The sequence below is a fragment of the Eubacterium sp. CAG:156 genome, from assembly GCF_000434315.1.
In the GTDB taxonomy this organism is placed as follows: domain Bacteria; phylum Bacillota; class Clostridia; order Lachnospirales; family Lachnospiraceae; genus Eubacterium_U; species Eubacterium_U album.
Genome location: NZ_FR878177.1, coordinates 1 through 16,752 on the forward strand (window position 1 = coordinate 1; position 16,752 = coordinate 16,752).

A 16,752-nucleotide genomic window follows, 5' to 3' on the forward strand; every position below is an offset into this window, starting at 1 on the left:
ATTTCATTATACCTGCTGACCATATGATTGAATCTGTGTTCCCAATGCATGGCTACAAGCGGCATTCCATCTTTGTCCAGAAAAAGAAATCCCGTATAACCATCTACCACTTTTTCAACCTTATAATCTGGTCTATCCTCAATAATTGCTCGAAACATCTCTGTCACTTCATTTGTCATTGGAATAACCCTTGTTCCGGCATTTGTTTTTGTTGGCTCAATTACATATTCTCTTTTGGAAGTTCTTTATAGCTGATGATCAATATTGATGGTTCTTTTCTCTAAATCAATATCCCTCATCGTAAGTCAACAAAATTCCGAAATTCTCATACCAGTGTGAAAAAGGATATAAATCACTTCATAGTATTTACAATAAACCACATCATCATGTATAAATTTCAAAAATTTTCGCATTTGGTCTTTTGTAACTGCTTCCCTTGTAACAGCATCATTGACTACCACTCCTGCTAATTCAAACTGGAAGGGATTTTTCATAAGGACGTCATCATCCACAGCCATCTGAAATGCCGGACGAAGAACTCCTCGCACTGTCTTTATCGTGCTATGCCCTCTCCCATCTTCCTGCTGCATCTTTATCAGAAACAACTTTGCATCAGATGTCTTTATTATTTTTGATATCTTTTGACTTCCAAAAGGCTCATTTTTAAGAATGTTTCTCACAATCTGCTTTTTTCTTTTCTACCAGCCATTCAAAGCAACCAAGTTCTGAATATTTTTTATAATGATCATATCCTACATCATGTAACAGATAATAGTCGAAATATTCTACACCTGTTTTACGTAACTGCTCATTGAAAATATTGTCTGCTTCATTTTAGTTTTTAAGTGGTAATCTCATCAAGCCAAAACCTAACTTTTTCTGATTCATAATACCCTCCTGGTTTTCTCAAAATATTGCTTTTATTTTAATTGTTTACGGGCAAAATAGCAATAGACCGTTATACATAAAACTTCATCATTATAATGAAATTTTTATAATATAACGGTCTACTTTATTTTTTAATTATTATTTCTTTAAAATTCTAACTTTTTTAGGTTTTGACCACTTCTTGCAGCCAACGGCTCTAACTCGTACAAAAAGTTCCTTTTTCTTTTCAAATGCTTTTTTAGAAATTGTTACTTTTTTATATTTCTTTACTGTCTTTGTTACAATAACTGATGTAAACTTTTTATTCTCAGAAACCTGTACCTGATATCTTTTAGCACCTTTAACTTTTCTAAATGAAAGCCTGATTTTCTTTGCATTTTTCTTCTTTGTTGCTTTCTTTACAACTGTTGTTTTTAATGCTTTGTTTGGAGTCTTTTTCTGTGTTTTCTTTGTTGTTGGAGAGGCTGTTGTTCCTTCAGGTTTTGTTTCACCTGAAGCTGTTGTTCCCTCAGGTTTTGTTTCACTTGGATTTGTTGTTCCCTCAGGTTTTGTTTCACTCGGATTTGTTGTTTCTGGAGTAACCGGCGTTACACCTTTCCCAATCTTATAATCTCCATAAAGACCATCCTTTGCTCCATTTGTAGAAACTCCTGCATTATTGTCTGCCTTCTCGTCTTCTCCTGCCTTAACCATACGCTGGTAAACACGAACATAATCAACTAACATTGTTCCTGATGTAAAACTGCTGTCAGGTACATAACCACTGTCAAATGTTCCACCTGCTGCAAGATTTAAAATAAGGTAAAATCTCTGGTCAAACGGTGCATATGCATTTCCTCTGTCTGAGCCTGAATACCACTCACCATATGTACATTTGAAATAGCATTTGCCATCACAGTAAATCTTAATATTTTCAGCATCCCACTGAACACTGTATACATGCCAGTCGTCAATGCCTGTCTTTTTATTACCATCTCGTGTTATGTTAAATGCATCTGATGTATTAATATTATTTGGCCACTGTGCACCATAATGTAATGTACCAAATACCATATTTGGTGTTCTTCCACGTCCTTCAAATACATCTATTTCACCTGATAATGGCCATGAACCATAACGTGAGTCATTTGGAAGCATCCACATAGCAGGCCATATGCCTGTACCTGTAGGCATTTTTGCTCTGAAATCAACTCGTCCGTATTTCACTGAGAATTTATCTTTTGTTGTAATCTTTCCTGATGAATACTGAGCAGTTGCTTTCTTAGATGGATCACCTTTTTCTGTAAATACCTTTGACTGCTTTTTCATAAGAATATTTAATGCACCATCTTTTACTGATACATTGTCTCTTGTGTAGTATTCAAGTTCCTGATTTCCCCAACCGGCTGTGTTAATATCGTCTTCTTTAAGTAAGAATCCTTCATCATATGACCACTTGCTTGTGTCAAGAGATGCACCATCAAATTCATCATTGAAAATCATCTTCCAACCTGCCGGTGTATATGCATTTGAATTGTCATTTACTTTAATATCTGACATATCTGATGGAAGTGTTGGCTTATAAGATGTATTTCCTTTAATTGTATACAATACATAGTTATTGCTTGCATCTCCACCTTTTTTACCATCAATAGGATATGTGACTTTTATTTCTGTATCCTGTCTTACAGGCTGGAACCAAAGTCCATAAACATGATCAACAAAATAACCCCACTGACTGCTTAGTGAATATTTGTTGTAACCACTTCCTTCATATACCCATCCACAGGCTGCAACATCTGTAAGTGGAATCCACTTTCCATCTACCTTAACTTCGTATTTAAATAAATCCAAATCATCTTTTATAGCTTCTGTTCCACCAATTTTTGGAAGCGGAATACCAACTGATGCTGTACCACTTGTGCTTGCATCGTATGATGTGCCATTATATGCTGTGATTTTGTAATTTGATCTGGTTGGCTTTGTATATGTAACTTTTACATCCTGATGTACATTTGGATTTGACTTTGATGCAAATCTTAATGTAAATGACCAACTGATATTTGTAAACCAATATCCACCATCACCATCTGAGTAATATCCAAAGTTCTGATCCCACAGAAATCCTGATGCTGCATTGCCTAAAAACTGAACAAATCCTTTTCCGTCATTGTTGTCTACTGTAATGTTAACATCATCCTGAATCTGTTCATACTTGATACTCTTGTCTCCATTAAATGTCCATGCTCCCCAATGTGTAGCTGAACCACCTGTTGTATCTGCCTGAATATTTGTTTCTGTTGTAGAAATACTTGTAAGCTTATACTTTGAAAGTTTGTTAAGTTCCAATTTGTAATCAAGATTTATGTTATTTGTTTTTCCATGGAAACGGAAATATGTTGTTTCTGTAAGTTTCATCCAGCAAACCCAGCCACCCCATGACTGATATTCCCATGCCCAAGTGTCATTCCACTTGAAGTAACTTACATCTTCAATTTTCTTCCATTCACCATTTGTTCCGTTTTCCTGTTTAACATAAACCTGAATGTCTTTTTCCACATCTGCAATGGAAAGTTCACTACTGGCTTTTCCGTTAAACTTTGGCATTACAAATCCATAGCTAACTGTACCAACTCCTGAATGTGTAATTGTTGGTCCATCATTTGTTGAATAATAATCCATTGATGAAACAACTTCTGCCGCTGCTCCCTTTACATCACTACCTGAAAAAATTACTCCTGCTGAAGTAAGCAACAATGCCAGAGACATTACAACAGAAATTAATTTTTTCATAGTTTTTCCCATACTAAAAAATTCTTTCATAATACTTCCTTTCTTTTCCCTTACGGAAATAATCTCGCTATACTGCCTTTTAATTATATGAATATTCATTTTTTCTTTAAATGGTCTGTATTTTTATATGGTATTCAAATTTTATAAAAACGTTTTAATTATTATAATAACTTTTTACTTTCCTTTTAGTTGCTCCAAACAAATCTTTTGGGGTATCTCTTAAACTAGCTTGCTTAGAACGATTACAATGCTTACAAATACATTGTAAATTTAATACGGAATCTCTTCCACCATATTTCTGTGGAATAATGTGGTCAATATCCATATCACCTTTTCTGAAACTACGTCCACACTTAATACATTTATACCAACCATTGTTGTTATCATATGCATCATTTTTATCAAAATAATTGCTTCTATAACCCCTATCTTCTCTCCTTTCTGCTTGTTTTTACTCTGTGGCTAAACTTTTTTATAGTTTTGGATTATTATACTACAGCTATAAAAATATTACAATTATATATCATATAATATGAGGTGATTTCATGAAGGATATTGATTTCGATTCTATTGGCAAGAAATTAAAAGAAATGGTGTGCTACCTGTCAATAGGACAATAAAAAATAATAAATTTTTGTATCGTCAGCCGATTTACGGCTGGCGATATTTTTAAGCTACTTTTATATATTGATTATGATATTCCATTGGTGTCATCACATTTAACTTTCTTTGTAATCGTTGGTTATTGTAGTAATTAATGTAATCGGTTATAGCTGCAATTAAGGCAGTTCTATCATTGAAATGTTGGCAGTAATACATCTCTTGCTTTAGAATCCCCCAAAATCCTTCCATCGGTCCATTATCAATACAATGGGCGACTCTTGACATGCTTTGTTTCATATGATGTTTCTTTAATCTGGTACGGAACTGCGCACTTGTATATTGAAATCCACGATCAGAGTGGAAGAGTGGATGTGCATCAGGTTCCAAGCGAACTGCTTCATCAAAAGTATCCATAACTAATGGATTATCATTATGGTCACTTATTTTAAAAGTTACAATTCTTCAATCGTATAAATCTAAAATGGCACTCAAATATATCTTGTGAACTTCATTTCCAATGTAATATTTAAACTCGGACACATCAGTGAGCCATTTCTCGTTCGGCTTATCCGCATGAAAATCTCGATGCAAATAGTTTTTTGCAATGTGATCGGGATTCTGGTCTCCTCTGGTACAGCTTTTGGGTTTCCATTTAATATTTGACTTTATATCATATTTTCTACAGATGCGGAGAACTCGTTTATCATTCACATGAATTCCTTTGTGTCCATCTAATTCATCTCGGATTCTACGATATCCCATATCCGGATGTTCTTTATGTATCTTTTGAATTTCAACAGATAACGTTTCATTCTGCAATTCATTATTGCTTTTCGGATGCTTTAGCCAGTTATAGTATGCAGAGCGTGTAATATTAAGATACTTACAAAGTTTATCTATAGGATATCTCTTGTCAGAGGATAATTCTTTGATTGCCTTATATGCAGCTAAACGGTGAACTAAAAATAACGGTCCCTCCTTTCCAGTTCTCTGACTTTTTTTAACAGATTATTTTCCATTTGTAAATCAAGATTTTTTCTTTCGAGTTCAGCGATTCTATCACGTAATACTTCCTCAGGTGTACGACTTGGTAATGATCCGACTCGTCTACCACGGCGGTCTTCCAGACCTTTACTTCCCATTTTTTCGTACCGTTTTACCCAGTTACGAACTTGTTGATAAGAACATTGATATTTTAAAGCCATTGCTCCATAATTCTTATCATTTGCAGGCATTCCATAACTATTTTTAATCGCTCATCAAGAGTCGTTGATTTTGCTTTTTTCATGCAAGCACCTCCAGTGGATGTTTTTAATATTCCACCAGAATTATACACCTTAATCCACTTTAAAAGTTGTGTATGTGAACGGATTCCATATTTTGAGCAAATATCATCAAGAGAACCTGCTCCATTAAGATAATCATTTACCGCAGATATTTTTAGTGTTTTTGAGTAACTCTTGTTTTTGGGCTGATTAAGTAAACCTGCTGGTCCATTGCATTGGTATATAGAAATCCATTTTCTAATACTTTGGGAGGCAACTCCAAGTTTTTTACTTGCCTGACTCAGTCCAATCTCTCCATCAAGATATTGCTCAACTATTTTTACTTTTACTATTGGATCTATTTTGCTTTTTCTGGACATAAAAATACCCCCATATAGGACTTTTATATTTTATTGTCCTATATGAGGGTAGCATATCATTCTATCATTTTAATACGACAGTCTTTATAACTTACTTACGTCTCATTTTATGCAACTTCTTTTTCTTCATTTTTTTCAAATAACTTCTTTACACCCTGTACGGCAACAATTACACCAAGGATTAAAAGTAATACTGCAAAGATTAACTGTAATGTATTTCCAAGTGATAATCCTGTTGTAGCAAATGCTCCACTTAATTTGTAAATTGTCATTCCAAGGGCTGTAAATGTAACTGCCATCATAAAGAACATTGGTACCCATAACATCCAACCCTGACGTTTTGTTTTCTTTAAGAATACTGCACAAGCTACTAAAGCAAGTACTGATAACAACTGGTTTGCTGAACCAAATAATGGCCAAATTTCTGCATAACCAACTTTTGCAAGTAAGAATGCAAGAACTAATGTAATAACTGTAGCAAAATACTTATTTGTTACTACCTTCTGGAATGGTGTCATATTATCATCAGTTACTCCTTCATCTAAGAAGAATTCCTGGAATGAAAGACGACCAATTCTTGCAACTGAGTCAAGTGATGTTAAAGCAAAAGCTGAAACAGCAAGGTTAATTAATGTAAATACTAAATTATGTGGTAAACCAACTGCTGATAAGAAGTTTGCAATTGCACCTGCAAAAATCTGTGGCTGTGTTGTTAAGCCCTGTGCTGCTGCTTCTCCTTTTGCAAATGAAGCAACTGCGATTAATGCGATTACACCAAGCATACTTTCCATAAGCATTGCACCAAATGATACAGGTAACATATTCTTTTCATTTTTAATTTGCTTTGAAGCTGTTCCTGATGAAACAAGTGAATGGAAACCTGATACGGCTCCACATGCTATTGTTACAAATAAAATTGGGAACATATACTGTCCATCTACGTTGAAACTTGTAAATGCCTGTAAGTTACATGAAGGATTTGAAACAAATATACCTACAACTGCACCTACAATCATAAAAATTAATAAATAACTGTTTAAATAATCTCTAGGCTGCAATAATGCCCATACAGGAACTACACTGGCAATAAATATATAAGCGAATATAAAAAGATGCCATGTTTCTCTTGTTAAATAAACAGGGAAGTTTAAACCAATTACTACTGCTACTACTAACATTGCAATTGCTATTACTGTATTTACCCATTTATTTAATTTTGCATATTTTAAAATCATTCCAAGTGCTACTGCTTCAAAAATAAATAAAATTGAAGTCATTGCTACTGCACCGTTTGCTGAGATTTTTTCTACTGCCTGTCCTGCAACTTCAGGTACTGTAAATCCGTTAAATGTTCCGGCTACAACATCTGCAAATGCTGCAACTACTAAAATACAGAATAACCAACAGAAAAGTAAAAATAATTTCTTTCCTAATTTTCCAATATATTCTTCAATTATGTAACCAATTGTACGACCTTTGTTTTTAACTGATGCATACATTGATGCAAAATCCTGAACAGCTCCGAAGAACACACCACCTACAAGCAACCATAATAAAACAGGAAGCCAACCAAAAACTGCTGCCTGAATAGGTCCATTAATAGGACCCGCACCTGCTATTGATGCAAACTGATGTCCAAATACCACATTTGTATCCGCCGGTACATAATCAACTCCATCCTGTAATTCATATGCCGGAGTTTTTGCATTAGGGTCAATGCCCCATTTGTTTTGAAGGTAACGACCATAAAGAAGATACGCTCCTCCAAGTACTACAATCGCAATTACCATCATTAAGATTCCATTCATTTGTATTACCTCTCTTTTGTTATTATTTAGCTAGTTTATTCTTTTATTACAAAAGAAAAAGCCTTCATTGTCTTACGACAACAAAGGCGAAAATATCAATTTCGTGGTACCACTTTGTTTGAAATAATTATCACTAATTAAAACCACTTATCACTGTCACATCCAACAGCTTCTTCTGTAACGTGAAGACTACGTCTCTGCCTACTCACTATGTTAAGTTTTGGGAGAGATGCTCCAGGGTGATGTTACAACAATTCTTTTCTTCCGATTCTCAGCTACCTCGGTTCTCTGTAATCAAGACACTTTATTGTAATGTATCCCTTTCTACGCAACTAACTATTACTTTTTACAAGTTCTGTTTTATCACTTATTATTAAATCATGCAACAATAAATTTATTATTTTTCTACAATTTAATTATTTAAACTATGTCCAAATTATTTGCATAATTATATTAAGCATTATTTTAATAATTTTAATATTTCAGCTGTTTTTCTTATATTTTTTTCGTCTGTTCTATAAATTTCATATTCACTTAACCCGGGGATTCCCATATTAACATCATCATTTCGATATTCCATTTTGCTGTTTTCTACAACCTTACCTGTCATATGAAAGCTTTTTGCCCCGGTTATTTTAGCTATTTCCTTAATATTATCTGAATTTACACCTGCACCAACTAAGATCTCTATATCACTTGTTTTTTCAACTAGTTTTTTAATTAACTTTACACCTTCAATACAACTATTTTTTTGTCCTGAAGTCAATATTGTATCTATACCTAATTTCCTAGCGGTCTCAAATGCTTCAAATGGATTTTTACACATATCATATGCTCTATGAAGAGTAACTCTGCATCCTGTTGCCATATTCATAATTTCCTTCATATATGCCTCATTCAAACTTCCATCAGGATTAAGACAACCTATAACAATGGCATTTGCTCCTTCTCTTGCAAATTTTTCACTTTGTCTGCACATTATCTCAAATTCTGATTCTGTATAGCAAAAATCTCCAAATCTTGGTCTTATCATAACATTTATTGGAATTCGAATTTTATTTCTTATTATTTTAAACAACTCTAAATCAGGTGTTGTTCCTCCTATAATAATATTTGAACATAATTCAATTCTGGTTGCCCCTCCATTAGTTGCTGCAATAGCTGATTCTACAGAATCCACGCATACTTCTAACACATATTGATTCATTCTTTTTTCCTCTTTTTATAATATATTTATTTTTATTCATGACTATTATTAAAAACAGTTATCAAAACGGAACAATTTTTGTATTCCTTAAGTTTTACATATTCGTCAATATATCTATTATACATAAAAGACAGCATATACACTATGCGTTTTTAAATAATTACACTTCTAAATGTTTATCCTAATTTCTTCCCTATTATTCGATATAAACTATATTATCTTACATACTCTTCTATACTTCTTTTGAGTCTTAAAAGTCCATCCTCAAGTCTTTCTCTTGGGCATGCTAAATTCATTCAGCCTATCTTTTCTAACGTTTCCTTGTCCCACATTTTGCCAACCGGATTGTGTGGATTGCAAAAAATTAACATTGAAGTCTGTGGATTTGCAAGTTTACTTTCCACATTCCAACCTAAATATTCACCTGAAATATATGAATCATCTACCATTACATTTTTACTATTCCAAAACGCATCTTTAGAAAGCAACTTTGCATTATGAATTTCTACATTCTCTGCACCATCAAATGAATATATTGTTACATCTATGTTCTTCATCTATGTTAGCACATAACCCTAACTTCAAGTCAAGAGTTATATAATATTTTCACTCTACGTATAACTAATTTATGGCATATAAAAACTCCCTTCACGCATCGGCAAAGGGAGTTTTATTCAAATCATCATCTGATGATTCATCTTATGCTATTTTATCCTTCAATAGCAATGTATTTACTTTTTGGTTCTATCTTCTCCTGTTCTTTTGGAACATTAAATGATAAAATACCATTTTCATATTTAGGATGAATATCTTCGACTGTTACGTTATCACCTACATAAAAGCTTCTGCTCAAGCTTCCTGCATAACGTTCACGTCTTACATATTTACCCTTCTTATCTTTCTCATCCTTATCAAGACCTTTAGCGGCGCTGATTGTTAACATACCATCTTCCAGTTTCATCTGGATTTCATCCTTCTTAAATCCCGGAAGGTCTATATCTACCTCATATCCGTTTTCAGTATCTTTTACATCTGTTTTCATCAAATTCTTTGCATGTTTACCATACAATTCTTTTCCTGCATCAGAAAATGCTGGGAATGCAAAATCATCTGTAAAATCATTCATAAAATCATCAAATAAGTTTTCTCCAAAAATACTAGGCATCATCATAAGTCATATCTCCTTTCAAATCAGATATAAAAATTATATTTGCACTATCGGAGAAATCCGAGGTGTAGTTTTTTATATTGTAAACTAAGGTTTTGGTTAAACACTTGGATTTTTACTGATTGCTGAATCATCATTCACTAAAAACAATTACCTGAATTATCATTCATTAATCTTTAAATCCTTATCTTTTAACTCTCTTCCTTTGTTCTGATTACGTTATAACTCGTTTTGTTAGCACTGTCAAGAGGTGAGTGCTAATTTTTTTGTGAAGATTTTGTGAACTTATATTACCATCTCTGTATAATATCTATTTTCCATAACATACACCTTAATTTTTCCGTTGTACTTCTTAACAATATCATATATAATAGCCTGTCCCATTCCATGTTTCTGCTTATTTTTCTTAGTTGTATCACCAATTGTAATCGGACTTTGTTTTAAAGTTTTATTATTAATTTTAATTTCAAGTACTTCCATATTACATTTACAATAAAATTCAATTTCCCCTTGTTTTAATTTTTTACTTTCTTCTATCGCATTGTCAAATAGGTTTGCTATTATTGCTATTAAATCAATTTCACTTACTAAAATCTGTTCATTTACATCAGCTTCAATTTTTATATTAATTCCATTTTGCCCGCATTGTCTTACTTTATTTTCAATAACTGAATTAATCAATATGTTATTACAATAATTATACAAATTATTATCGCTAATCATTGGCATTTCGCAAATGCCTTTTTCAAAAGAATCAATTTCATTATTTTGGCTTAATAACGTTCTGATTTCTTTCATTTTAATCTCAATATCACGTTTAATCTTTTCGGTATTTTCCATCTGATATTTAAGTGTCCGATAATATTCCTTCATTACTGTATTTTCTATATTTAAAATTTTATTTTCCTGTGCTATTCTTTTTTCATTTTTCTTGCGGATTATCCAAGATACACTATACATAATTAAAATAGCTGTGCAAATTCTAAAAACATATAAAACAATAACAAACATGATTTCTTTAGTCACAAAAGATTTCGCAGAATTAACAAAAAACGCATACATATCAAAAATAATCAATAGCATCCACCATATAATAGGATACTTTATTCTCTTTTCAGAAAAGTTTCCAAAGCATTTCTTTATAATTGTTGTCATTATAAAAATTTCAAATATAGATATTAATAATGCGACAATTGCTATTATAATGTTTTTACTATCCATATTTGTTTTTACAAAATAAGGTAGCATATCATTCTTTCCGCCGGTTATCACAACCGTAGGCATAACTATAAATGCAATTCCAAATGTCTCGACAATAAAATTTGCTAACATAATTTTTAAATATGGTTTACTTGTGAGTAATTTTAATAGGACAAAAAATATCAATATGTATATTCCATTAATAATAGTTATTGTATTAGTCTCATCTTGCGTAAGTATGTGTGTATATTTATAAAACACAATTGTCAAATTAAGAAAAAATAATTTCATTAAAATAATGCAAAACAATTTTAATCTTTTATCTTTTTGTACCCCAAGTAATATTTTAATTGCATAATATGTTGCAATACTTACCAGCAATTCTAAAACTGCTGCATTTATCATATTTATAACTAATTCTTTTCCGCTATACATTATCTACCTTTTCATTTGTATTATATTTTATTTTCAAAATACAATCTTTCTTTAAATAATAACCGTAATCTCATTTGCTCCATTCAAATATTTATCATCAAATACTCCCTGGTATTTTTCTGTAATTTCTTTTATTACACTAATTTTCATCTTGTCTTTATTTTTATTAAAATTACCATCAAATTTAATGCAAATTAAGAAATTATTTTTTTCTTTAGAGCATTTAAAATCTAATTTTTTCACATTTGTAACTTCACTATTTTCTATTACTAAATCAAATAAATTTGAGAGTAACGCCACCAAATCCATTTCAGAAATTTGTTTGACATCAAAATTTCCTACTTTAATTTTAATATTAATTCCTTGATTTTCACATTGCTCTCGTCTATTTACAAATATTGCATTTATAACAGGATTTCCACAATAATCTATCGTTTTAAGATTATTATATTGTTCCTCAATTTGTCCTACATATTTTAAAATATCCTGCTTACTTCTTTTAGATGTTTGTATGTCTTTTATCAAATTCATGTGCTTTTCAATATCATGTCTAAACTTTCTTGTTCTTTCCATCTGAAATTTTAATGTATTATAGTATTCTTTCATAACTGCATTTTCAATACTTAAAATCTGATTTTCCTTCTTTATCTGTTTTTCTTTTTGCAAACGCATAAACCATGAAACTGCATATAGCACAGAAAACATTATTATAATCATAATAATATTCATTGCAATAAAGATAGTACTTCCACTTTGAATAGCTGTTGTAGTTAATCCGCTTATGGTAAATATCAATACAATAATCCACCAAAATATTCTATGCTTGATTTCACTTTTAAAATAATCATCAAAAAACCTTTTAAGCACATATTTTTCTATTGCAATCAATACAATCATTATCACTAATACTGTTGCAAAAGTAATTATATTATTTAAACTCAATTCTAATGTTATAAGAGTTCTTTGTTTTTTCCCAAGTATATGAGCTATTATTGTAATTGGGCTAAATGATATAACAATAGATATTATCTGTGCTATCATGTCTGAAATAAATATTTCCAAATATTTTTTCTTTGTTATCACTTTTAATGTACAAAAATAAATCAGAGTATTTATTCCCTGAAGCATCAAAATAATGCACTTACTATTAACAGACTCATCTCCAAAATATGTATAATACATTATTGTCAAATTAAAAGTAAGCATACTAACAAAGAATATTGGTAAAAAAATTCTTCTTTTGCTTTTCTCTATTCCAAGTAAAATCACGAAACTATAGTACATTGCAAAAATCAAAAAGATTTCATAAAACCCGCCATTTATCAATGTTATAATTACATCATTTGTTTTTTCCATAATATCTCCCTATTGTTTATTTAATATTTTCTGCCTTTGTAAATACTAATACCAATATTAACTTTAACATATAAATAGGAATAACTAAATCAAAAAAATGCCAAATCTTACTGCTTTTTCTCACAATAATATTTGGCATTTTTGTCTCATAATAACTAAGTATTTACTTAACCTTAATTTTTAATATCTTCTTTGCATAATCATATTTATCTGTACTTTGTGCAATTACTAATATTCTGTATGTACCTTTTGGTGCTCCTTTTTTTATAGTTACCTTTCCCTTTTTAGAAACCGAAATATACTTTGATACTTTTGAAGGCAAGCATTTATAGATACTGTATTGCAACTGACCATCACCGGTAGTTTTCGCTTTTAAATTGAATACTACCTTTTTCTTCTTCAAATTGTTTACCTTATATTTTCTTATTTTAGCAGTTGTGATTTTTTGTTTCTTTAATATAACACTATCAACTGTTGATTTTGTTGTTATTACATCGTTTGCACTAGATTTTTCATCTTGCTTTGATGACTCAACATTACTAATATTCGTTTCTCTGTGTTGTATTGTACTATTATCTTCTACTGTCACTGTATAAGTAACTTGTGAGATTTCTGATACACCATTTTTTCCAACTGCCTGAATTCCAATTGTATAAATTCCACTACTTGCAAACAAAGATGCTGCCAGCATATATGAACTATTAATAGTATTTGCCATAATTACACCATTTAAATAAATGTTGTAGTACAAAACATTCGTATCTGTATTCCAAAAAACATTATAGTTTCCTGTTACATCAACTATTCCTACAATTCCCTCCGGTTTCTTTACACTTTCAATATTACCGGAAGTAGTAGTCTCATTAGATGAATTATACTCTGTTGTACTTAAATCCCCTATTGTAGTTGAAACAGACTCACTTGTTTCATTTGTTACTGTAGATTCTGTTGTACTTAAATCACTTGTTGTAGTTGGCTCATATTTAGTTGTTTCATCTATTACTGTAGATTCCGTTGTATCAACTTCTTCACCAATCTGAATTGCACTATAAGTAATTTCACTTTGATTCATATTAGTTATCTTAGAATATGCATAAATAATAGCACTTTCAGATATAACAAATGGCTTTTCATACTTTTTAAAAACATCTTCCCCCATATACATATCATCCGAATTTAATGAATCTTTATCCGCAATATAATAATATATATCTGCATTAGCAATAGTAGAATATAGCGCTACCGTTTGTGCTGTTTTATATGTTCCTGATTGAACAGTAAAAATTGGACTTGGGCTATCTTCTGTATATTGTGCAACTGGCGATATTACAATATCTTTAGTAACATACATTGCCTCATCATATCCATTCCAACATTTAAATACTTCATTGGCACTTGGTGCTGATAGATTATCTGGTATCTCAGCCTTTTCTCCATATGCTATTTGTTGTTCACTTATAACATTTCCTTCCCAATCCTTAAAAATAACCGTATATGTTGTATCCTTATATGATGCTTCAACAATCATATTATCTGTAACTGTTTTAACTTCTTTATTTGCAGAATCTACCCATTTATCAAATTTTTGTCCTTCTTTACTTGGTATATTATCTGTTGTTAATTTATCACCATAATCGAACTCTTTAATTTCAAGAGATGTATTATCCCAGTCCACAAAAATAACTGTGCATTTTTTCTTCTTATACTGAGCTGTAATTACCATATTTTCACGTATATTTTTAAGACCTGTATCCCATCCTATAAAATCATATCCTTCTTTTTCAGGTGCCTCAGGTGCTTCTACTGTTCCACCATCTGCAACTTTCTTCTGCTCACCAATACTATTTCCTTCATCGTCAACAAAATCTACTGTAAATACCTGTTTTGGTGCCTCGATTTTTCCTATTACCTGATAATTAGTTGAACCTTCAATCCCTAAAGTTATAATAAAATCTCCTGTTTTTGCGGTTGGTTCTTCCTTTGTTATAAATTCAAATTTATAATGACCGTTTTCTCCAATTTTCACCTGACTAATATACTCAATCTGACTTGCAATCGGATCTTCATTTTGTCCTTTATAAACTAATAATGTTGCAACTTTACCTGCTGAATTAGGAATATCTCCCTCTACTGTTCTCTTTACACCATTTTTATCTTCTAAAGTATCTTTTGTTTTATATTCTAAACTTGAAGATTCATCATTTACATCGGCTCTATACCATGAATCTTCTCCTGTTCCATTAAACAAATCAATACCGTCATCAACAGTAGCTATTTTCTTTAATTCTGTAAATGTTCTGTTATATTCCCATTCTCCAGGATATTCCATACTATCAGCATATTTACTTGTATATGTATATACAATCTTTCCATTATTTATGTTTGTATATTTATACCTTTTATAGTTATAGCAAGGAACATCTGTTGAATTTGTTTTAAATCTATATGTTGTTCTTGTCTCCACCTTTTTATCAGATGAACTATCAACTTTCGTAGCCTGCCAATTGCTGAACTCATTCATCCAATATGTATAATTTTTATATTCTTGTCTTGTTCTGTATCTGTAAATAGGGTAAATTACCTGTCCTTTACCATTACCTGAAACACTTGCACTTTGCGGTTCACCATTATTACATCCATTTAGTTCAAAATACCAGCTTACACCATTTATTATTACTCTACCTTTAGTTTTTAAATTTGAACCTGCCTCATCTGTTGTTAAATATCCTCTGGCGTATCCCGAAACTGTATCCTCTGTCTGCACCCATGTCAATGCTGCTCCACAATTTGAGCAAGCTCCTCCAAAAGGATCTCTTCTTCCACACCTACTACATGCAAACGCACATATTCTATAACCGTTTTGAGATTGAACATCTGTTAAAGTGTTAGCTCCAACCCAGTTTCTAGACCATCCCGACCAATTTCCCCATGATGTATATGTTCCTGTATTCGATGTATTTGTTAATGAATATCCATTAGGTGTAGTTGGTGTACCTGTTGACTTAATTGTTTTAGAATCTTTATATCTATATTCAGTTCTAGATTCTTTAATTATGTCTTCTCCCTCAGGAACGGTAGTACTCCAATCTGACCACTCGTTTCCTACATCTACAGCACCTGTAACTATTTTTGATTTAGGTGTTCCTGTTGTTTCATCATCAATTACACCTACCATTGAAACCTGTACTCTTGATGCTAATCCTGAATATAGCACAGTTATTTCGTCTGTCAATTCACCTGTTTTTGGCATACTAACTGCTCTAGTCTCAGATGCAACCATTTTCCCTGATTTTGTCATTAACGCAACAACTAATTTTCCTTTTGTAAAATTATCCGGGAAATTAGTTAAATTTACATTAACTGTATATCCTGTACCTTCATCATTTCTTTTTGCACTTTTAATCTCTGTTACAATTGGTAAGTCTGAATTTTCCCATACATATGTGGCTTTAACTGTCAATGACTTTTTAACTGTTTTATACTCATTTGTACTCCATCCTGCAAAAATATATCCATTTTTACTAGGAATATCTGTAGGTTCATTTGCAGATGACATATATTCAACCTTTTGAACCTTATCTATAACATCTCCTTTATAATCTACAAATGATACAGAATATGTATTTATTTTATATATTGCTTTAATTGTTGTATTTGCTTTTACATTCTT

12 protein-coding genes and 1 other annotated feature are annotated in these 16,752 nt (G+C 31.6%); all 12 genes read right to left on the reverse strand.

The window, feature by feature from the left end; all coding sequences use genetic code 11:
• Positions 1-305: 305 nt before the first annotated feature.
• Positions 306-680 (reverse strand): transposase, encoded by a 375-nt coding sequence (locus ABMA45_RS08580; RefSeq protein ID WP_022089481.1) that lies wholly within the window; start codon positions 678-680, stop codon positions 306-308.
• A gap of 346 nt (positions 681-1,026) precedes the next feature.
• Positions 1,027-3,690 (reverse strand): glycoside hydrolase family 16 protein, encoded by a 2,664-nt coding sequence (locus ABMA45_RS08585; RefSeq protein ID WP_022089482.1) that lies wholly within the window; start codon positions 3,688-3,690, stop codon positions 1,027-1,029.
• A gap of 124 nt (positions 3,691-3,814) precedes the next feature.
• The gene (locus tag ABMA45_RS08590; RefSeq protein WP_117909192.1) at positions 3,815-4,018 is read right to left on the reverse strand and encodes an HNH endonuclease; all 204 of its coding nucleotides are present in this window, start codon (positions 4,016-4,018) and stop codon (positions 3,815-3,817) included.
• A 311-nt stretch (positions 4,019-4,329) separates the two neighbouring features.
• On the reverse strand, positions 4,330-4,722 hold the full coding sequence (locus tag ABMA45_RS08595; RefSeq protein WP_348030171.1) for an IS3 family transposase: 393 nt from the start codon (positions 4,720-4,722) through the stop codon (positions 4,330-4,332).
• Between the two features lie 736 nt (positions 4,723-5,458).
• On the reverse strand, positions 5,459-5,908 hold the full coding sequence (locus ABMA45_RS08600) for a helix-turn-helix domain-containing protein (RefSeq protein ID WP_022089484.1): 450 nt from the start codon (positions 5,906-5,908) through the stop codon (positions 5,459-5,461).
• 107 nt (positions 5,909-6,015) lie between these two features.
• The gene (locus tag ABMA45_RS08605) at positions 6,016-7,716 is read right to left on the reverse strand and encodes a carbon starvation CstA family protein (RefSeq protein WP_022089485.1); all 1,701 of its coding nucleotides are present in this window, start codon (positions 7,714-7,716) and stop codon (positions 6,016-6,018) included.
• 79 nt (positions 7,717-7,795) lie between these two features.
• Positions 7,796-8,052, reverse strand: a binding site (T-box leader).
• 124 nt (positions 8,053-8,176) lie between these two features.
• Positions 8,177-8,923 (reverse strand): copper homeostasis protein CutC, encoded by a 747-nt coding sequence (locus ABMA45_RS08610; RefSeq protein WP_022089486.1) that lies wholly within the window; start codon positions 8,921-8,923, stop codon positions 8,177-8,179.
• Positions 8,924-9,219: 296 nt separating this feature from the next.
• Positions 9,220-9,480 carry an aminotransferase class I/II-fold pyridoxal phosphate-dependent enzyme gene (locus ABMA45_RS08615; RefSeq protein ID WP_022089487.1) on the reverse strand — a complete coding sequence of 87 codons (261 nt, stop codon included), beginning with the start codon at positions 9,478-9,480 and terminating at the stop codon, positions 9,220-9,222.
• Positions 9,481-9,632: 152 nt separating this feature from the next.
• Positions 9,633-10,094 carry an Hsp20/alpha crystallin family protein gene (locus ABMA45_RS08620; protein WP_022089488.1) on the reverse strand — a complete coding sequence of 154 codons (462 nt, stop codon included), beginning with the start codon at positions 10,092-10,094 and terminating at the stop codon, positions 9,633-9,635.
• 282 nt (positions 10,095-10,376) lie between these two features.
• Positions 10,377-11,726, reverse strand: coding sequence for a GHKL domain-containing protein (locus tag ABMA45_RS08625; protein ID WP_022089489.1), 1,350 nt, complete (start codon positions 11,724-11,726; stop codon positions 10,377-10,379).
• Between the two features lie 51 nt (positions 11,727-11,777).
• Positions 11,778-13,082 (reverse strand): signal transduction histidine kinase, encoded by a 1,305-nt coding sequence (locus ABMA45_RS08630; protein ID WP_022089490.1) that lies wholly within the window; start codon positions 13,080-13,082, stop codon positions 11,778-11,780.
• Positions 13,083-13,245: 163 nt separating this feature from the next.
• Positions 13,246-16,752, reverse strand: a 3,507-nt coding sequence (locus ABMA45_RS08635) for an InlB B-repeat-containing protein (protein ID WP_348030163.1), incomplete at its 5' end; no start/stop codon positions are given.